Below are 21554 nucleotides of genomic sequence, written 5' to 3' on the forward strand. Positions count from 1 at the left end.
TAGCGCCTGCTCGATACCGCTGCTCAGCCGCCGCATGGTGACGAGCTGCCGCCACCTTGTCGATGGCTCGGTTGCCTTGTCCCGGACCCGATCTCAGTGATTTCCGTCCGAGGCTTCGGTTGTCTGCACGAGTCTGTCGGACATGGCGCTGGTGATGAACTTGGGAATCGCGGGGGCGAATATTTTGAGATAGGAGTCCACCCATTCATGGCGGGAGCTGAGGAATGGGAAGTCGGTGGCGGCCATATGGCGTATGGCGAGCATGGGCAGGGGCGCGTCGAGTGCGGGAAAGGCCGGGTTGCGCAGCCCCGGGACGGTGCAGCCCGGATAGAACTGACCGAGCATCAGCCCCTGCGCGACGAACCGCGACTTCTGGTCATGTTGCACCGCGTCGATGTCGGCGTAATCGGTGAGGTCCGGGAAGACCGCGAGGACGGCCTTGAACTTGCACTCGGGTTCGTCCTGGGGTGGCAGGGCGGGGAACATGTCGTACAGATCGTCGATGATCGCGGTCAGGCACTCGGCGTCCACGGAAGGGCCCTCGAAGAATACGGCCCAGAGCGACTGGTTTGCGACGGCGTGGCCGGTGTAAGGACAAACCGGACCGGATCGGCCGAGGTCGGGGTGTGGCCGACACAGGTAGTCGCAAGTCCACCTGCGTAATTCGGCAGCACAGGGGTGCGGGGCGATACGCGGCGCCGGATCGGCGGCGAATAGGTTGACCGGCTCGATGCCGGAGCGTGTCCCGACGATTCGGTACGGCTTCATGATCGGCTTGTCCTTGCGGAGGTGGCGGGTTCCATCGGGGTGGTCCCGGCTGAGCGGAAGTGCTCGGTGAGGACGAGTCCGATCGCGCGCAGCGACTCGGGTTCGATCATCCGCTCGTGCCGGACCGGAATGTGATGGTCGGTGATCTGGCCGTTGATCAGGTTGTTCCATGCCAGGGCCGGCGAGGGGCCGTCGTCTGTGTGGGCGGCGGCGCTGAAGTAGATCAAGTCGCCGTCGAAGGGAGTCGGCCGGTGGTTCCACGTGAGATCGACGAGCCGGGTGTAGTCGTCGTGCAGGATCACGAGGTGCTCGGGGGTCACGGCAGTGAAGAGTCTGCCTTGTCGGTGGAGCAGTTCGGCCGCGTCCGCGGCGGTGAGATCGGCCGCGTCCGGTGGCATGTCGATACCGGCGAACTCGGCGAGCAGCTGCGCGATGGAAGGCGTGGGCACGCGGACGGTATCGGCGGTGACGACGCGGGTGTCCATCATGGCCAGGGTGACGACGGACTCACCGTCGCCGCGGAGTTGGACCGCGATCGCGTGCGCGATGGTGCCGCCGAGCGAGTAGCCGAGCAGGTGGTACGGGCCGTGCGGCTGGACACTCCGGATCTCTCGGACATAGCGGGCGGCGAGTTGGTCGAGCGTCTCGAACTCCGCCGCGGCCTCGCTGAATGCCGGGGATTGCACCCCGTACACGGGGCGGTCGGGATCGAGGTGCTGCACGAGTCCGCTGAAACCCCAAGCCAATCCGATGGCCGGGTGGACGCAGAACAGCGGCGGCTCGGTTCCGGCGGCGCGCAGCGGGAGAAGGACGGACAACGCATCGCCGGGGTCCTGTTCGTCGAGCCCGTGCCGACGCATGTCGATGCGGCGGGCCAGTGACTCGGGCGTCGGATCGGTGAAAATCCACTGAACCGGCACGTCGACACCGGTCGACTCCGCAAGGCGTGCCACCAGCTCGGCCGCGGCGAGCGAGTTGCCGCCGAGGCTGAAGAAGCCGTCGTCGAGGCCGACCCGCTCGATGCCGAGGGTCCGGGTGAAGGCGTCGCAGACGGTGCCCTCGAGTGCGGTGGACGGCGGCCGGAACCGGGCGGGCCGCCAGTCGGGTGTGGGTAGGGCCTGGTAATCGACTTTGCCGGTGGAGGTGAGGGGTATCCGGTCCACCGTCAGGATGGCCGTGGGGATCATATGCGTGGATAGTCGCGTTGCGAGGTGGGCGGTCAGTGTGGCGGTGTCGGTCGTACTGCGGGGAGCGGGCACCACGTAGCCGACGAGTTGAGTGCTGCCGTTGGGGCCGGTGTGCACCGTGACGGCGGCCTGGTCGATGCCGGGGTGGTCGCGCAGCGCGGCCTCGATGTCACCGGGTTCGATGCGGTGGCCGTTGATCTTGAGCTGTGCGTCGCTGCGACCGGAGAATCGCAGTGTTCGATCGGTAGTCCAGCTGACCAGGTCGCCGGTCCGGTACATGCGTGTCCCGGCCGGTCCGTACGGGTCGGGGACGAATCGGGCTGCTGTGGTTGCAGGTTGGCGGTGGTACCCGCGGGCGAGGCCCGGTCCGGACACGTACAGTTCGCCGACCACTCCGGCCGGGACGGGGCGCAATCTGCGGTCGAGTACGACGGCGGTGAATCCGAGCACCGGGCCGCCGATTGTCATCGGGCCGCCGGTGGTCGTGGTCAGCGGGGCATGGCCGCAGCTGACGATTGTGGTTTCGGTGGCCCCATAGGCGTTGAGCACGGTGCGGCCCGGCGTCCACTGTGCTGCCAGATCGGGTGGGCAGGTCTCGCCGCCCAGGATCAGTGTGTCGAGGGTGTCGACTTCGTCGGCGTGCAGTGATGCGAGCACGGTGGGAGTGACGGCGGCATGGGTCACCCGTTCGGCATTGATCAACTCGGCCAATGCGGCGCCGGCGACTACCGATGCGGGGGCCACGACCAGGGTGGCGCCGGCGGCGGTCGCGCTGAACCATTCGAGGATCGAGACGTCGAAGGTCGGTGCGGCGGCGGCGAGCATCCGAGAGGCCGGGGTGAGGCCGAACCGCTCCCGTATTTCGGCGGCGAGATTCGCTATCCCGGTATGGGTGACCACAACTCCTTTGGGTGTCCCGGTGGAGCCCGAGGTGTAGATCAGGTAGGCGGGATGCTCCGGCCGTAGCGGGGTTGCGCGCTCGGCGTCATCGATCGTCGCGGGGTCCGTCTCCGCCGTCATCGCGACGAAGGCGGGATCGTCGAGGGCGAGCCATTCGAGTGTGTCCGGCAACTGCTCTCGGTAGGTGTCCAGGGTCAGCCCGACTGCGGCACCGGAATCGGTGAGAATCCGCGTGACCCGGTCGCGCGGATGGGTGGGATCGATCTGAACGAACGCGCCGCCGGACTTGGCGACCGCCCACACGGCGATGACAGCGTCGATACAGCGCGGAAGCGCCACGGCAACCAGCGCTTCCGGACCGATTCCCATATCGATCAATACGCGCGCCCAGCGGTTGGAGGTTTCGTCGAGTTCGCGATACGACAGCCGCACGCCGTCGCAGACCAGCGCTTCCGTACCGGGCGTCATCGCGACCGCAGCCGACAACACCTGCGGCAGTACCGACGGCATCGTGCCGGGCCGACCGTGGACGGGCACCAGCGCGGCCTGCTCGACGGGCGACAACAGCTGCAGTTCGGTGATCGGGAGCTCGATATGCGCGGCGACGGTGTCCAGGACGCGCAGCACCCGGTCGGCGAGGGCGTCGATCTGCTGTCGCGTGAACAGTTCAGGCAGGTATTCGAAGGTCAGGTGCAGCCGGGTGTCGTGGTGCACGACCAGGCCGAGCGGATAGTGTGCGGCGTCTCGTCCGTCGATGCCGCGGACGTGCATGCCGGCGATGTCGAGGTCTTCGGACAGCCCGGCCCGGTCGACCGGGTAGGACTCGAAGACGGTCACGGTGTCGAACATCGCGGGGGCACCGGCCACCTGTTGGATCCGGGCGAGTCCGAGGTGGTGATGATCGAGCAGCGCGGCTTGTTCGGTTTGGATTCGCCGCAGCAGCTGGGCGAGGCTTTCGCGGTGGTCGAGCCGGACCCGCACGGGCACCGTGTTGACGAACAGTCCGATCATCGATTCGATGCCGGGAAGCTGTGGCGGACGCCCGGAGACGGTGGTGCCGAACACCACGTCTTCGCGGGCGGTCGCGTTGGCGAGCACGAGCGCCCAGGCCGCTTGGACGACGGTGTTGAGCGTGGTCTCGTGTTGGTGGGCCACCTCGACCAAGGCCGCGGTGTGGTCCTGGCTCAGCTGCACCTGCACTTCGCGCGCCGCGGCGGTGGTTCGGCGGCCGCGGTCCTCGGGAGCCAGCAGCGTCGGCTCGGCGACCCCTTCCAGTGCCTGTGCCCAGGCGGTTTCCGCACCGACCCGGTCCTGGCCGCTCAGCCACATCAGGTAATCGCGGTAGGGACGCACGGGGGGCAGTGCCGAGGGGTCGCCATCGCCGGCGTAGAGGATCAGCAGTTCCCGGATCAGCAGTGGTGTGGACCAGCCGTCGATCAGGATGTGATGCATGCTCAACAGCAGCCGGTACTGCTGCGGGGCGATCCTGATCAGTGTCAGTCGTAACAGTGGCGCCACGGTCACGTCGAAATGTCGGTCGCCGTCCATGACTTGCTCGAGTGCGGCCGCGGTGTCGTCGTGCTCGGCCAGGTCGAGCTCGGCGAACGGTACGTCGACCTGCCGGTACACGACCTGGACCGGCTCGCGGGCGCGGTCGCGCACGAACGCGGTCCGCAGGTTCGGGTGCCGTCCGAGCAGAGTCCGCGCGGCGCGGCGCAGCCGGTCCGCGTCGACGCGCCCGCCGAGTTCGACAGAGAGTTGCACGATGTAGGCGTCGACTGCGCCGTCGGCGAGCTGGGCATGGAACAGCAGCCCCGCCTGCAGCGGCGTGAGCGGCCAGATGTCGTCCAAAGCCGGGTGTCGGGTCTCCAACCGGTCGATCGCGGCCTGGTCGAGATCGACTAGGCCGACATCGGAGGGTGTCAGCCCGCCGACACCGGGACGGGCCGCGTAGGTAGCCAGAGCCGTCACGGCGTCGCACCACAGTTCGGCGATGTCGGTGACTTCGGCGCAGGTGAGCACGCCGGACGGGTAGTCCCAGGCGGCGGTCAAGGCGGGGCCATCCGAGGTATCCGTGGTGACCGCGTTGACGCCGAGCACGGCAGCCGCGGCCGCCTCGGGATTCTGGTTGCCGCCGCCGGTGGCGCCATCGGCGGGCAGCCATCCGCTGTCGCGCAACGCCTCGGGAACGGTGTCCAGACGACCGAGATAGTTGAAGCTCACCTGCGGGGCCGGCAGCGCACGCAGGATGGGGGCGGTATCGGCGCTGAGGTAGCGCAGCAGCCCGTAGCCGATCCCGCGGTCGGGGACCTCGCGCAGTTGTTCCTTGACCGATTTGATGACCGCCGCCGCGGCAGCACCCGCGGCGAATGCGTCGTCGATGTCGATACCGGACAGGTCGAGCCGCACCGGGTAGGCGGTGGTGAACCATCCGACCGTGCGGGTCAGGTCGGCGCCGGGGAGCACGGTGTCGTGGCGGCCGTGGCTTTCGAGTGTGAGCAGCGTTTCGGTGACGTGGTCGCCGTGGCGCTGTCGCCATCGAGTCAGTGCCAGTGCGAGCCCGCCGATGAGGGCGTCGTCCACACTGCCGCGGAACACCTGGGGCAGGGTGGTGAGCACAGCGCGGGTCACCGAGGTCGGCAGCGTCACCTCGACGGTCGCGACGGTGGCCTGCACGTCGAGCTCGGGGTCGACCGGGCGCGAGCCGATCGGCGGATCGGCGGCGCCGAGCGTGGATCGCCACCAGTCGAGTTGATCGAGGCTCTCGGCGGCGGCGTTCAGGCCGTGCGCCCAGCGTCGCATCGACGTGCCGACGGGTGCGAGCTGCGGCCGTAGCCCGGCACCGATCTGGGCCCAGGCTGTGGCGAGGTCGGGAATCAGGATCCGCCACGACACCCCGTCGACGACCAAGTGGTGTGCGACAACGAGCAGCCGTCCCGGCCGCTGCGCCCAGTCGAACCAGACCAACTGCAGCATGACGCCCGCGGCGGGGTCGAGGCGTTCGGCGGCCGCGTGCGCCTCGGCGTCGGCGATCGCGGCGAAGGCGGCGCTGTCCGGCGCCGCTGCCACCGGCACACACCGGATCAGCCCGGCGGCGATTGTCGCGGTCGGCGGCACCTGCAATGCCCACCCGGACGGGTGCCTTTGCTCCGGCTGCAGTCGGGCCCGCAGCATGTCGTGCTGATCGATCACCGCTTGCACGGTGGCCTCGATCCCCTCGACATCGATACCGCTCGGCAGCGTGAGCATCACCCACTGGCAGAAATGGTCGAATCCGCCGCGTTCGAACATCCAGCACATGATCGGCGTCAGCGGTACCGGCCCGACGCCGCCGCCGGGAAGCTCCGCCGGAAGAGCGGCCGCCGCGGTGCTGTCCTGGACTGCGACATGGGCCAGTTCCGCGACCGTCTTCCGCTCGAATACCTCCCGAGTGGAGAACACCACACCGGCTGCTCTGGCTCGGGTCACCAACTGGATCGACATGATGCTGTCGCCGCCCAGGCCGAAGAACGAATCATCGACTCCGACCCTGTCGATGCCCAATACCTCGGCGAACAGTCCGGCCAGCGTCCTTTCCACCTCGGTGACCGGCGCCCGGAATTCGGCCCGGCCGGTGGTGAAGTCCGGCTCGGGTAGCGCGGCGCGGTCGAGCTTGCCGCTCGCCGTCACCGGCAACGTGTCGAGCACCATCACGGTCGCGGGCACCATCTGCGGGGCCAGCCGCTGTTCGGCGCACGCGAGGACCGCGGCCGAGTCGAGCTCGGCGCCGGGCTCGGGCACCACGTACCCGACCAACCGGTCACCCGAGGCCGCGCCCCGGCGGACGGTCGCGGCCGCTCGCGCGACACCGGCACAGGCCAGCAGGCCCGATTCGACCTCGCCGAGTTCGATGCGGAAACCACGGAGCTTGACCTGGAAGTCGGCCCGGCCCACATAGTCGAGTGTCAGATTCCCCTCCGGTAGCCGCAGCCACCGCACCAGGTCACCGGTCCGATACATACGCCGGCCCTGCTCCACGAACGGAGCGGCGACGAAGCGCGAGGCCGTCAACCCCATCCGGTTGCGGTAACCACGAGCCAGAGCCGGGCCCGTGAGATACAGCTCGCCGACAATTCCGACGGGCACCGGCCGCAACCAGGCGTCGAGCACGACGTGCCCGACCCCGCGGATCGGTCCGCCGACCGTCGCAGGCTCACCTGCCACCAGCGGCGCGCTGGCGTCGGTCTGGATCGTGGCCTCTGCCGGACCGTAGGTGTTGAACAATCTCCGGCCCGGCGCCCACCGTGCCACGAGGTCGGGTGAGGGCGCTTCGCCACCGACCACGACCGTCGCGAGGTTCTCCAGGCCGGCCGGGTCGACGGTCGCCAAGGCCGTCGGTGTCAGTGCGGCATGGGTCACCCGCTCGCTGGACAGGATCCGCGCCAGCTCGTTCCCGCCGTAGACGGTCGGCGGCGCGATCACCAGCCGCCCACCCGATGTGAACGCCCAGAGCAGTTCCAGGACGGCCGCGTCGAAACTCGGCGACGCGACATGCAGCACCCGCGCGCCGGGCTCGATATCGAACCGCGAACACAGCTCGGCCACCAGGTCTGCCAAACCTTGGTGCGATACCACCACGCCTTTGGGCACACCCGTCGAACCGGAGGTGTAGATCAGGTACGCCGCATGATCGAGCCGGATCGGCCCTGTTCGCTCCGCATCGGTCACCGGCGCCGCCGACGCCGCCGACACCTCGGCTTCGACCACCGCCTCGTCGAGGACCAACCAAGACACCGTTCCTGGCAAGCGATCTCGCCACTGTGACAAGGTGATTCCCACTGCCGCACCGCAATCGGTGAGCATGTGCTCGATCCGGCCGGTCGGATACTGCGGGTCTATCGGCACGAATGCCGCCCCCGACTTCGCCACCGCCCATACCGCAAGCACCGACTCGACCGATCGTGGCAGCCCCACCGCCACATTGGTCTCTGGCCCCACACCCCGATCGATCAACAACCGGGCCAACCGATTCGACTGCGCATCGAGTTCGCCGTAGGTCCACAGCCGATCCTCGTACACCATCGCGACCGCGCCCGGATCCCGCTGCACCGTCGCCGCCAACAGCTCCGGCAGCACTCGCCCCGGCACCGCCGGGGAGCCCGATACCGGCGTCAGCTCCCGGTATTCCGCGGGTGAAAGCAGATTCAGGCGGTCCAGCGGCAGATCCGGGTCGGTTACGACGACACCGAGCACGCGCAGGATGCGCTGCAGGGTCGCGGTCATCGTGTCGTGGTCGAAGAGTTCGGGCAGGTACTTGATCTTCAGGTGGAGTCTGGTGTCGATCCGCGCGACCACTCCCAGCGGATAGTGCGCGCCGTCGGTCCCCGCGACGTCGACTACTCGCATGCCCGCGATATCGGTGTCCGCCGTCAGCCCGAAACGGTCGATCGGGAACGATTCGAATACCGTCATCGTGTCGAACACCGCCCCCGGCCCGGCCACCCGCTCGATTTCGGTGAGGCCGACGAACTGGTGGTCGAGCAGGTCCGCCTGTTCGGTCTGGATTCGGTCGAGCAGTTGTCCCAGGCTCTCGTCGGCGTCGAGACGGACCCGCACCGGCACTGTGTTGATGAACAGTCCGATCATCGATTCGATACCCGCGATCCGCGCGGACCGTCCGGAGACCACGGCGCCGAACGTCACATCGTCCCGAGAAGTCAACGTGCCCAACACGATTGCCCATGCCAGCTGGATCACGGTGTTGAGGGTGACGCCACGGGCCCTGGCCAGATTCGTCAGCGCCGTTGTCTGCTCCTCGGTCAGCTCGCCGAGCACATCGCGTGATTCGGTGTAGCGGCGGCCGGGGTCGGCCTGCGCTATCAGGGTCGGCTCCTCGGCGCCGTCGAACGCGCGAGCCCACGCGTCGAGCGCCGGAGCCGAGTCCTGCCCGGCGATCCAGGCAAGGAAGTCCCGGTACGGGCGGACTTCGGGTAGCACCGTTGGATCGCCGTCGGTGGCGTAGAGCACCAGCAAGTCCTTCAGGAGCAGCGGCGTCGACCAGCCGTCGAGCAGCAGATGATGATTGGTCAGTACCAGCCGATAGCGCTGCGGCCCGGTGGTGACCAGCATCCAGCGCAGCAGCGGGGCTCGAGCCGGATCGAACCTGGTTGCCCGGTCCGCGGCCATGAGCAGCTCCCACTCGCGATCGCGGGCACTGTCGTCGAGGCCGGACAGGTCGAGCTCCGACCAGGCGGCCTCGACATCTTGCTGGACCACCTGCACCGGACCGACATCGGTGTCGAAGGCGGTACGCAGATTCGCGTGTCGGTCCAGCAGCACTTGTCCGGCGCGGCGCAGCCGCTCCGGATCGACCTGGCCGCGCAACTCGACGACCAGTTGGGTCAGGTAGGCGTCCACCGACTCCTCGGACACCAACGCGTGGAACAGCAGCCCCTCCTGCAACGGCGTCAACGGCCAGATGTCGCTCAGCGTCGGGTATCTGTGCTCGAGTCGCTCGATTTCGGCCTGCCCGAGCCTGACCAGATCCAGATCGGATGGTGTCCGTCCCCCGCTGCCGGCCCGGCGGGCGTGGGTCGCCAACGCGGTCGATGCCCGGCGCCACGACTCCGCCGCCGCATGCACCTCGTCGGCGGTGAGTACCTCGGCGGGATAGGACCAGCCGGCCCGCAACTGCGGCCCTCGTCCGTCGTCACGGGTGCGGACATTTATGTCCAGTACCGCCGAAACCGGCATGTCCGGATGCCGCGCACCGGCGAACTCGCTGCCGTCCACCGGCCGCCATCCGTCCGCCGGTTTCCCTTCGGGAACCCCGGTGGAGTCCGAGCCGAGGTAGTCGAATGCGATCTGCGGCATCGGCAGCGCGCCGGTGTCCTCGTCGAGATACTCCAGCAAGCCGTAGCCGATCCCGTGGTCCGGGACGGCGAGCAGCTGTTCCTTGACGGACTTGACCGCTGCGCCCATGGCCGGCCCGCCCGCGCATGCGTCTTCGATATCGATGCCCGACAGATCCAAACGCACCGGAAAACTCGTGGTGAAACAGCCGACCGTCCGGGTCAGGTCCGCGCCCGGGACGACGCCTTCCTCCCGACCGTGTCCTTCGAGACCGATCACCACCTCCGTCAGCCCCGCGGCCGCGGGCTGCCGTTCGCGCCGCCACTTCGTCAGCGCAACCGCCAGAGCAGCCACTAGCCCGTCGACCACCTCGCCGTGGAATATCGCGGGCACCTCGGTCAACAGCGCCTGGGTCACCTCGGGGGACAGCTCGACCTCAACCGTCCGAGCAGTTGCGGCCACGTCGATCGCGGGGTCGAGGGCCCGCGACCCGATCATCGGGTCGGGCTCGTCGGCCATCGCTCGCCACCGTTCGAGCTCGGCTGCCCGCTCCGGCCGTCGGGCCGCCTCGATCAGCCCATACGCCCACCTGCGCATCGAGGTTCCGACCGGGGCCAGCTCGGATGGCTCGCCGGACTCGATCCGCGCCCACGCGACCGCGAGGTCCGACACCAGCACCCGCCAGGAACCCCAATCGATCACCGAATGATGCACCAGCACAAGCGCCCTGCCCGGTTCGGCCGTATCCGCCGGATCGAACCAGACCACCTGCAGCACGATCCCGGCGTACGGATCGAGCCGGTCCGCAGCGGAAGTCGACTCCGCCGCCGCCAACGTCCGGAACTCGGCACTTGCCGGCATTGCTTGCATCGGCACCCGGTGGATGGCATCGGCGGCGCGAACCGTGCCGACCGGCAGCACATCCCACGCCCGGCGGCCTTCGTCGTCCGAGCACAGCCGTGCGCGCAGCATGTCGTGCCGGTCGAGGACCGCCTGCACCGTATTCGCCAACCGCTCCAGGTCGATTCCGATCGGCAGATTCAGCATCATCGCCTGCGAATAGCGGGCGAACTCCGGACCGGACCGTTCGAGCAGCCTTCGCATCATCGGCGTCAGCGGTACCGGTCCGACGCCGCCGCCGGGCAGTTCCGTCAGCTGGGAGGCAGCGATGCTGTCGCGGGCGGCGACCTGGGCCAGTCCGGCGATCGTCTTCCGCTCGAACACGTCGCGGGCGGAGAACGTCGCACCGGCTGCCCTGGCTCTGGCCACCAACTGGATCGCCATAATGCTGTCGCCACCCAGGGCGAAGAACGAATCATCGAGACCGACCGCGTCTTCGCCGAGTATCTCGGCGAAGGCTCCGGCGATGATGTGTTCGGTTGGTGTGTGTGGTGCTCGGAAGGGTTTACGGTCTGCGAAAACCGGCTTCGGCAACGCCCTTCGATCCAACTTGCCCACCGGCGTCAACGGAATACGGTCCAAGACCATGATCGAAGACGGCAGCATGTAGGACGGCAACCGGTCGGTGAGATATTCGGTCAACACCGTGGTATCGATGGCGCGACCCGATGCGGCCACAACATACGAGACGAGCGATTGAGTCCCAGCGTCGTTACGGTGACCGATCGTCGCGGCATAGGCAACGGTTTCGTGGGCGGCGAGCGCGGTATCGATTTCACCCAGCTCGATACGCAGGCCACGGATCTTCACCTGGAAGTCCGAACGACCGAGATGCTGAATCCTTCCGCTACCAGTCCAACGCACAACATCCCCCGTGCGGTACATCCGCCGACCGGAAACCCACGGGCAAGCGATAAAGCGGTCGGCAGTGGTGGCTGCTCGGTGGTGGTACCCGCGCGCGAGTAGATCACCAGCGACATACAACTCACCGGCCACACCGACCGGAACCGGCTGCAATCGCTGATCGAGAACCCATACCGAGACCCCGCGGATCGGACCGCCGATCGTGACCAACTCTCCGGCCGCCAACGGGCTCTGAGTCGCGGTGACGGTGGCTTCGGTTGGGCCGTACTCGTTGAACAGCTTCCGGTCGACGCCCCAGCGTTCGACCAACTGACTGCCGTAGTCTTCGCCGCCGACGATCAAGCATCCCAAATCCGGTAGTGGCCAACGGGTGTGGTCGATGGTGGCCAGCGCCGAAGGTGTGACCAGGACGTGGCTGACGTGCTCGCGGTCGAGCAACGCGGCGAGGTCGTCCCCGCCGTAGACATCCGCGGGCGCGATGACCATGGCCGCCCCCACCGACAACGGCAACAGCATCTCCAGTACCGACACATCGAAGCTCGGTGACGCCAGATGCAGTGTGCGGGAGCCGGGTTGGATGACTATGGCACCGTTGTGTGCGGTGGCGCAGTTGCCGAGTCCGCGGTGGGTGACCGCGACGCCTTTGGGCAGTCCGGTTGATCCGGAGGTGTAGATGACGTAGGCGATATCGTCGATCCGCAACGGACGAACCCGCTCGCCGTCGGTGATCGAATCGCTGTCGGCCTCGTCGAGGTTGTCGAACGTCAACCAATCGGTGTCGTCCGGCAATCGCGCGGGTACGGATGCGGCCGTAATGCCGAGGGCCGCTTTCGAATCGGCCATCATGTGGGTGATGCGTTCAGCCGGATGAGTCGGGTCGATCGGCAGGAAAGCAGCCCCCGTTTTGGTGACCGCCCATACCGCGAGCACGGAATCCACCGAACGTGGAATGCCGATCGCGACAACATCTTCCGGTCCGATACCGCGCTGGATGAGCTGCCGCGCCAACCGGTTGGAACGTTCATCCAACTCTCGATAGCTCAGCCGATGTCCGTCACACACGATCGCGGTGGCATCGGGATCGAGCGCGGCGGCCGCCGCCAGCAAATCGGGCAACGTGGTGGGCGACGCCGACGGCGCACCGGACCGCGTCAGCAGATCGACTCGCTCAGCGGGTTCGAGAACGTCGATCACCCCGACAGGCACCGTTGGGTCGGCGGCGATCGATTCCAGAATCCGAATCCACCGATGGACAACAGAATCGATGGTCGCGGCGTCGAACAGGTCGGTGGCATAGGTGACCGCGACGCTCATATCTCCGCTGTCATGGTTTTCCGACAGGATGAATTGCAGATCGAACCGGGAAACCTCGTTGGGCAGTTCGACCACCGACAGCTCGAGATCGGGAAGTCGCAGTGTTACCGGTTCCAGATTCTGGAACGCCAGCAGCACCTGGAACAGCGGATGTCGCGCTTGGGACCGCTGTACGACGAGTTTGTCCGCCACCTGCTCGAACGGAACGTCGGCGTGTTCGAAGGCGTCCAGATCGGCTTGTTTGATCCGGCCGAGCAGGTCGGTGAAGGATTCGTCGAGATCGATCTCGGTCCGCAGCACCAGGGTATTGACGAACATGCCGATCATGTCGTCGAGTGCGGCCATTCCGCGCCCGGCGATCGGTGTGCCGATCGGAATGTCGGTGGTGCCGCTCAACCGGGCGAGCAGAACCGCCAGCGTGCCGTGGATCGCCATGAACAACGACGAATTATGCTGCCGCGCAAACTGTTCCAATGCCCGCACCGAACCGGCAGACACCGAGTAGTCGATAGTGGCGCCACGATTCGACAGCACCACCGGTCGCGGCCGGTCGAACGGCAGACGAAGCTCCTCGGCAACGCCGTTCAGCGCCTTGGTCCAGTATCGGATCTGTTCGGCGCACAGCGATTCCGGATCGTCGGGTGTGCCGAGGGTCGCTTGTTGCCACAGCGCGTAGTCCGCGTACTGGACCGGCAGCGGTGTCCAGGCCGGGGCTCTGCCGCGAATCCGCGCGGCATAAGCGGTTGTCAGGTCGCGGGCCAGCGGCGTCATGGAGAAGCCGTCCGCGGCGATGTGGTGCACCACGACCGCCAATACGTATTCCGGTTCCGCGCCGCCGACAATGCGGAACAACCGGGCACGCACCGGCGCCTGGACGGTCACATCGAAGCCGTCGGCGACGAATTCGGTTACCGTCGCGACCAACTGGCTCGGCACGACCGGCACCACGATCAGCTCGCGATCCATGTTCTCGACGGGCTCGATCAGCTGGATCAGCGTTCCGTGGTGATCCGGATAACGCGTTCGCAACGACTCGTGCCTGCTCAGCACATCGACAACCGCCGCGTGCAGGGCGTCGACGTTCAAGTCGCCACGCAGCCGAATGGCGATCGGCATGTTGTATGCGCCCGATGCGGTGTCGTACTGGTTGAAGAACCACATCCGCTGTTGGGCAGGCGCCAGCGGCACGAGATCGGGCCGCGGCCCGGCGACGAGCGGTGGGCGTCTGCGCCCGGTACCGGCATGCTGCTCGATGCGAGCGGCGAGTTCCGCGACCGTGGACGCCTCGAACAACAGTCGCACCGGAATCTCGGCATCCAATGTGGCCCCGAGTCGCGCCGCGACGCGGGTCGCGATCAAGCTGTCGCCGCCGAGGGCGAAGAACGAATCGTCGAGACCGATTGTGTCGATGCCCAACACGTCGATGATTGCCTGGGCGATGATGTGTTCGGTTGGTGTGTGTGGTGCTCGGAAGGGTTTACGGTCTGCGAAAACCGGCTTCGGCAACGCCCTTCGATCCAACTTGCCCACCGGCGTCAACGGAATACGGTCCAAGACCATGATCGAAGACGGCACCATGTAGGACGGCAACCGGTCGGTGAGATATTCGGTCAACACCGTGGTATCGACAGTGCGGCCCGATGCGGCCACAACATACGAGACGAGCGATTGAGTCCCAGCGTCGTTACGGTGACCGATCGTCGCGGCATAGGCAACGGTTTCGTGGGCGGCGAGCGCAGAATCGATTTCACCCAGCTCGATACGCAAGCCACGGATCTTCACCTGGAAGTCCGAACGACCGAGATGCTGAATCCTTCCGCTACCAGTCCAACGCACAACATCCCCCGTGCGGTACATCCGCCGACCGGATACCCAGGGACAGGCCACGAAACGTCCAGCCGTCGCGCCGGGGCGCTGGTGATATCCGCGCGCGAGCAGATCACCAGCGACATACAACTCACCGGCCACACCGACCGGAACCGGCTGCAGACGCTGGTCGAGAATCCATACCGAGACCCCGCGGATCGGACCGCCGATCGTGACCAACTCTCCGGCCGCCAACGGCGAGATCAGCGTCGCCGCGATAGTGGCTTCGGTGGGACCGTATTCATTGAGCACGACGCGGTCGACGCCCCAGCGTTCGACCAGTTCGGTGCCGTAGTCCTCGCCGCCGACCATCAGATACTTCAGATCCGGTAGTGGCCAACGGGCGTGGTCGATGGTGGACAGTACCGAAGGTGTGACCAGGACGTGGCTGATGTGTTCGCGGTCGAGCAGTGCGGCGAGTTCATTACCGCCGTAGACGTCGTCGGGTGCGATGACCATGGCCGCGCCGGCAGGTAAGGGCAGCAGCATCTCCAGTACCGACACGTCGAAGCTCGGTGATGCCAGATGCAGCGTGCGGGAGCCGGGTTCGATGCCCATCGCAGCCCGGTGTGCTGCGGCGCAGTTGGCGAGTCCGCGGTGGGTGACCGCGACGCCTTTGGGGCGTCCGGTTGATCCAGAGGTGTAGATGACGTAGGCGATGCCGTCGATCCGCAATGGACGAACCCGGTCGCTGTCGTTGACGGGCCGACCGTCTGTGGTCGGCTGGTCGTCGGAAGTGTCGAGATTGTTCGATACCAACCAGTCCGTGCTGTCCGGTAACTGTGCCCGGACGGATGTCACGGTCAGACCGATTGCAGCTTTCGAATCGGCCATCATGTGGGTGATGCGTTCAGCCGGATGAGTCGGGTCGATCGGCAGGAAAGCAGCCCCCGTTTTGGTGACCGCCCATACCGCGAGCACGGAGTCCATCGAACGTGGGATTCCGATCGCGACAATGTCTTCCGGTCCGATACCGCGCTGGATGAGCTGCCGCGCCAACCGGTTGGAACGTTCGTCCAACTGTCGGTAACTCAACTGTTGTCCGTCGTACACGATCGCGGTGGCGTCGGGATCGAGCGCGGCGGCCGCCGCCAGCAAATCGGGCAACGTGGTGGGCGACGCCGACGGGACACCGGAGCGGGTCAGCAGATCAGCTCGCTCAGCGGGTTCGAGAACGTCGATCGCCCCGACAGGCACGGTCGGATCGGTGGCGAGCGATTCCAGAATCCGAATCCACCGATGGACAACAGAATCGATGGTCGCGGCGTCGAACAGGTCGGTGGCATAGGTGACCGCGATCGTCGCGGCGCCGCTGCCCTGGTCGGCCGACAGCAGAAACTGCAGGTCGAACCGGGATGCTTCAGCTGGCAGATCGTCCGCCGACAGTTCGGGATCCGGCTCCACACTCCGCACCGCCAACATCACCTGGAACATCGGATGCCGGGACCGCTGCGGAACGAGTTCATCCAGCACCTGCTCGAACGGAGGATCGGCATGTTCGAAGGCGTCCAGATCGGCTTGTGCGACGCGGCCGAGCAGGTCGCTGAACGGTTCATCTAGATCGATCTCGGTCCGTAGCACCGGAGTATCGACGAACCCGTCAGCGACATCGTCGAGCGCGGCCACAGCGCGCCCGGTGATCGGTGTGCCGATCGGAATGTCGGTGGTGCCGCTCAGCCGGGCGAGCAGAACCGCCAACGTGCCATGGATCGCGGTGAACAGTGACCAGTTGTGCTGCCGCGAGTACCGATCCAACGCCGGAACCAGATCGGCACGTAATGGGTACCGTGCGGTGGCGGCTCGATTCGACGGCACCGCCGGCCGTGGCCGGTCGAACGGTAGGTGAAGCTCCTCGGGAAGGTCCGCGAGTGCGGCTCGCCAGAAGGCCAGATTCTCATGGCGACGCTTGATCCGGACGCCATCACCGATGCTGGCGGGGTGAATCTGCTCGAGCGCGGCGTCCGGATCGGCCGCGAATTCATCGAGGAACTCCCCGAATCTGGTGCAGTGTGCCGACAGTTCGGCGTCGGTATAGAGGTTGGGATTGGCGAAGAAGTGCAGGATCGTCCGCGGCGTGTCCCCGGTTTGATACAGGTCGATCAGCAAATCGTCGACCGGCCCCGAGCTGAGGATATGGAACTCCCCGCTCATCGATCCGAACCGGATCTCCTGGTGGAAGAACATGACATTCACTACCGGGCCCGCGAAACGCCGCTGTCCGCCGTGGTATCCGGCGGCGGTACGGATATCGGTGAGGCCGCACCGCTGGTGCCGCAATGCCCCGACCAGATCGGACTGCACCCGCCGCGTCGATGTCGCCGCGGTATCGCCCGGACCCAGCGCGAGCGGAAGGGGTGCGACATTGACGAACATCCCGCCGGACCGCCGCAGTACGGCGTTGGTGCGACCCGAGACGGGAATGTTGACCATGACCTCGTCGCGGCCGGTCATCCGGGCCAGATAGCAGCCGAATGCGGCGATCACCACCGCGGCCGGGCTCGCGTTCAACGCTTTCGCGGAATCACCGATCCGCTGTACCGTCACCGGCGAAAGTTCGGCGGTTGCGACCGCACTGTCCGCGCGGGCAGGTGCATGCCCGGCGACCAGACTGGACTCGTCCGGGACATCGGCGAGTCTGTTCAGCCAGTATTCCTGGTCGTCGGCGAAGCGCTTCGACTCCCGATAGCTGCGGTCGGCCTCGAAGAGCGTGCGTAGGTCCGCCGCCTGGTTCGGCTCCGGTTCCCGTCCCTGCACCGCCGCCGTGTACAGCGCAGCGATGCGGTTCACGATCAGCACTCCGGCGTAGCCGTCCATCGCGACGTGGTGGATTTTGAGGTACAGCAGGTAATGATGGTCGCCGACCTGCACAATCGCCGATCCGAGCAACCGGTCCCGCGTCATGTCGAGCGGTGTGGTGTATTCCCGATACATCCACTCCAAGCCCGCCGCAACAGGATCCGGCTCGCCGCGCACATCGATCAACGGCCCCGTCGTATGGAGCAACGGGTCGAACAACTGGTACGGCTCGCCGTCCACCTCTACCAGCCGCAGATAGCCCGACTGGAACTCCTGGCCAGCTCGGATCGAGACTTCGCGCAGTAGATCGACATCGAGATCGCCACGCAACTCGATATATTGTGCCTCGCATATCGGCACATCCGGACTCAATTTCTGCGCCAGCCACAACCCACGCTGCCCAGCGGACAGCGGTACCTGCACTATTGCTGACACGTCCGGCTCGGTAACTACGCTCGACCCCCGGTCGGGGTAAAGCTGTGGTCGCAGAACGGTCATTGAACTTTCCTCTAACCCCGACCACGGCCAGTCTAAGCCGAATCATTCGCGTATGTATACCCACATTCCGGAATCTGCACCGTGAAATTTTCACCCGATTCGAGGTAGCGACCTGCGGATCTCCCGGCTCTCCCACGAGAGGCACGACACATCGACAGGCGGAATGCAACGTCTTGCAACACAGGGACCTTCGCCCCCGGATCCATGACCAAATACTCTAAACGTCGATAATACACGCGATGTATAAACCGACCGAAATGTAATACAAAGACGGCAAATCCATATAAATTAGATTTTGTTGTTAACACACGATAGCCGTATTGCGATCTTCGCTTTTTCATCGAAATTGGCGAATCGGTGTCGAAGAGATTATTTCATCACATCGATGCCGAACGCGATGGGTTCGCCGCATCGCACAGGCCGGTGTCCGCGACGACTACGATCCGGTGGCCACGGCGGGTTGCCACCGCCTGTCCGCATCAGAGCAGGTCAGCGATATCTACCTGGAGTTTTACCGGCCGCCGGACGATTCTGCTACAGTCTCGGACGTACCCTTCGGGGTCTGCCGATGTAGTTCAATGGTAGAACTTCTGCTTCCCAAGCAGACAGCGCGGGTTCGATTCCCGTCATCGGCTCGGACGAGGCTCCCGGCGACTTGCCGGGAGCCTTTTCTCATCCGCCCCACTGTCGCCAAATCCCTTCCCCCACGAGCAGATTCAGCCGTTCCAGCGCACTACCGAGTGCTGGTGCGGGATGGCTCGACGGAGGATGTGAGTGGATGGACGACGAGGCGATGATCGGCGGCATGGTCTTCCGCCGCACTATGTTCGCCGCCATCGTGGCCGCGCTGGTACTGGTCGTCTGCACTTCCGCATCGAGTCCGACACCCACGCTGAATCGGCAACCTTGCCAGGAGAATGCCGAATTCGACTGTGCGACAGTCACTGTGCCGATCGGCCCGACTGCGATGGTGCGACGATCGATATCGCCGTGATCCGGGACAAAGCCGATGATCCGGCGCGGAAGGTGGGGACGCCGGTCGCGCTACCCCGGCATCCGGCTCCGTCGGCGAACTGCCCGGCTGCCTGAGAGTTCGGCCGAACGCGCCCCGAACCCAGCCGGTCCGGGGCGCGTAAAGGCTGATAAACCCGTTATTTCGAGCGGCATTCGGTGAAGATCTTGGTGTTGGCCTCACGGGCCTTGTCCGCATCGGACTGGCTCATGCCGAAGTTATTGGCGTCGGCGGCTTTGGCGTCGTATTCGTCGCTGACCATCTTGCGCAGGCCCTCCTGCGAAATGCCTTGGTCCACATAGAGCTTGGCGGCGCAGTCGGCCAGGTTCTTGTCCTTGAGTCCCTTGTCCTGGAGCGACTTGGAGAGGTCCGCTTGGGTCACCGCGGGCTGGTCCGCGGCCTTGTCGTTACCGCACGCCGCCAGTACCGGCAGCGCGACCAGCGCTGCGGCGATCAGGAAGGTCCGCACCTGTTCCTCTTCTCGATTCAGTCTGTATCTACGGCCACCGCGGTGGCGCCGCAACGATAATGCCGTACGACGCCCAGCGGTAGCCGAGCGATCGGCTTCCCAATCGGGAAATGGGTTAAAGGTCCATGGCCGCGCGCAATGCGGTATCCAACCGATCCAGCGCGTCCGTTTCCATCTCATCGATGGGCTCGGCCAGCCAGCCGCGATAGATACGACCGATATTCCCGGCATGCACCCAACCGTGCCGCTCGACGGGCACAGCCAGAATGTCCTGCGGATCCTCGTCGACGACCTCGGCGGCGATCAGCCACTGCCTCGGTGATTCATTGATGCCATCACTGCTGATGAGCACGACGGTACGGCGCCGCGGCGAACCGTGTGGGTGATAGAGCCACAGTTCACCCCTGCGCACGCATCGCCTCCTCGGCGGCGGCGAGCTCCGCTTCGTCCGCCGCGGCCAGGGCCGTCACATCGGGTACCGGGCCGACACCGGTCCGCACGGCCTCGCGACGCGCTGCCTTCGATATCCACGCCGAGGGCGACATCCCCGCGCGGGCCGCCGCCTGTTCGGCGAAGGCCCAGGACGCCGCGTCCAGCGAAAGGGTGACCTTACGCGTTGCCATACCATTTATCGTACCGCCGTTTCGGCCGACTGCCAGCGGAAATCCGGTCCGGTCGTGGCCGGAAATCTCGGTCCGACGGCTGCGAATCGCTGTACGGTCACAGATATGACGACGTTGAACCACCACCGGGTAGGCGCGGGGGAACCGCTGGTCCTGGTGCACGGCGTAGGCAGCCGCTGGCAGGTGTGGGAGCCGATCATCGGCACCCTCGCCGAATCCTTCGACGTCATCGCCGTCGATCTGCCCGGCTTCGCGGGGTCCGCACCGATCGAGCACACCACCGTCGACACTCTCACCGAAGCGCTCGCCGACTTCCTCCGCGAACAGGGCATCGAGCGCCCGCACCTGGCAGGCAATTCGATGGGCGGACTCATCAGCCTGAACCTCGGCGCACGGGGGGCGGCCCGCTCGGTCACGGCTTTTTCGCCGATCGGATTCTGGGACACCCCCGGCCGCGTGTGGTGCCAACAGTCGCTCGGCAAATCCCGCCAACTCGCCCGGGTGCTGCGCCGGTGGTTGCCCGACGTGCTGGGCACCGCCGCAGGCCGCACGACATTCCTGACATTGATCTTCGGCAAGCCCTGGGCGCTCGATCCACAGGTGGCCATCGACACCGCCGCCGACGCGGCCGACGCACCCGGCTTCGAGCCCGCCCTCGCTTCATTCACCGATGCGAAATTGCACGAAATCGGTGCGCTGGCCGACATTCCCGTCACCATCGCCTGGGGCAACCGGGATATCCTGCTGACCTACGCCACGCAGAGCAGGAAGGCACGCGCCGTGCTGCCCAATGCCCGCCACGTCACGCTGCACGGCAGCGGCCACACCCCGTTCTTCGACGATCCGGCCGGTTGCGCGCGGGTTCTGCTCGACACCATCAGCCCACATCCCTGACCGCTCGCGTCAGCGTTGCCGGATCCGCCTCGCCGAGCAGGATCCGGACCGCATTTCCCCAGCGGTGCTGCAGGATTCGGTTCCGGTCCAGATCGCCGGTGAGCAGCACACGCATGGCGAGACCCGTCATGATCTCGATGGTGAATTCGGTAATGGTCGGCACGCGCGGGTCGTCCGGGAATTCCTGACGGAAGATGTCGCGAATGCTGTTGTGTATCAGGTCGAATAGCCGATATTCCAGCGGCAGGAAGGCCGCGAGCAGTTCCGGATCGGTGCGCGCGGCGACCCACATCTCCAGCGCCGCCCAGAATGACGGCCCGGTGAACATGCGCATGGTCAGCTCGACCGCCTTTTCCAGGCGATCGGCCTCGGCCGGGATCGCCTCGAATTCCCCTGTCAGCTGGGCGAATCGACGCTCGGCCAGATGTTCTACGGCACCGGCGAGCAGGTCTGCCTTGGTCGGGAAGTGGTGTTGCAATGTGCCGCGCGGAACCCCCGCCCGCTTCTGCACCTCGAGCGTGGTGGTACCCGCGTAGCCGACCTCGACCAGACTCTCCACCGCGGCGTCCAGGAGCCGCGTGCGCATGCGCGAGCGCCGCTGCGCCTGCGTCTCCCGGACGCGTTCGGGCATC

Annotated in this window: 8 protein-coding genes and 1 tRNA gene; 3 read left to right on the forward strand and 6 right to left on the reverse strand. The window is 66.2% G+C overall.

Annotated elements, in window-relative coordinates; all coding sequences use genetic code 11:
• Positions 1-93: 93 nt before the first annotated feature.
• Entirely contained in the window at positions 94-768 is a 675-nt protein-coding gene (locus ACIBW7_RS00300; protein WP_397042647.1) for a DUF6875 domain-containing protein, read from the reverse strand.
• Complete coding sequence (locus ACIBW7_RS00305) at positions 765-17861, reverse strand: amino acid adenylation domain-containing protein (RefSeq protein WP_397042649.1); 17097 nt, start codon at positions 17859-17861, stop codon at positions 765-767. The genes ACIBW7_RS00300 and ACIBW7_RS00305 overlap by 4 nt, the downstream gene beginning before the upstream one ends.
• 627 nt (positions 17862-18488) lie before the next feature.
• On the opposite strand from ACIBW7_RS00305, the gene ACIBW7_RS00310 reads away from it, so the two are divergent.
• Positions 18489-18559: transfer RNA gene (locus ACIBW7_RS00310), tRNA-Gly, on the forward strand.
• A gap of 143 nt (positions 18560-18702) precedes the next feature.
• Entirely contained in the window at positions 18703-18918 is a 216-nt protein-coding gene (locus ACIBW7_RS00315) for a hypothetical protein (protein ID WP_397042651.1), read from the forward strand.
• A gap of 157 nt (positions 18919-19075) precedes the next feature.
• Here the strand turns inward: ACIBW7_RS00315 and ACIBW7_RS00320 are convergent, their stop codons facing one another.
• The 3 genes from ACIBW7_RS00320 to ACIBW7_RS00330 form a co-directional block, all read right to left on the reverse strand.
• Positions 19076-19405 carry a hypothetical protein gene (locus ACIBW7_RS00320; protein ID WP_063046442.1) on the reverse strand — a complete coding sequence of 110 codons (330 nt, stop codon included), beginning with the start codon at positions 19403-19405 and terminating at the stop codon, positions 19076-19078.
• A 115-nt stretch (positions 19406-19520) separates the two neighbouring features.
• Positions 19521-19817: a hypothetical protein gene (locus ACIBW7_RS00325; protein WP_357475789.1), complete on the reverse strand. Its 297-nt coding sequence runs from the start codon at positions 19815-19817 to the stop codon at positions 19521-19523.
• Complete coding sequence (locus ACIBW7_RS00330; protein ID WP_063046440.1) at positions 19804-20028, reverse strand: hypothetical protein; 225 nt, start codon at positions 20026-20028, stop codon at positions 19804-19806. The genes ACIBW7_RS00325 and ACIBW7_RS00330 overlap by 14 nt, the downstream gene beginning before the upstream one ends.
• 105 nt (positions 20029-20133) lie before the next feature.
• On the opposite strand from ACIBW7_RS00330, the gene ACIBW7_RS00335 reads away from it, so the two are divergent.
• Positions 20134-20922 carry an alpha/beta fold hydrolase gene (locus ACIBW7_RS00335; protein ID WP_397042654.1) on the forward strand — a complete coding sequence of 263 codons (789 nt, stop codon included), beginning with the start codon at positions 20134-20136 and terminating at the stop codon, positions 20920-20922.
• Here the strand turns inward: ACIBW7_RS00335 and ACIBW7_RS00340 are convergent.
• Complete coding sequence (locus ACIBW7_RS00340) at positions 20906-21553, reverse strand: TetR/AcrR family transcriptional regulator (protein WP_397042656.1); 648 nt, start codon at positions 21551-21553, stop codon at positions 20906-20908. The genes ACIBW7_RS00335 and ACIBW7_RS00340 overlap by 17 nt on opposite strands.
• Between the last annotated feature and the right edge of the window lies 1 nt (position 21554).

The sequence above is a fragment of the Nocardia sp. NPDC049526 genome (assembly GCF_044465765.1).
In the GTDB taxonomy this organism is placed as follows: domain Bacteria; phylum Actinomycetota; class Actinomycetes; order Mycobacteriales; family Mycobacteriaceae; genus Nocardia.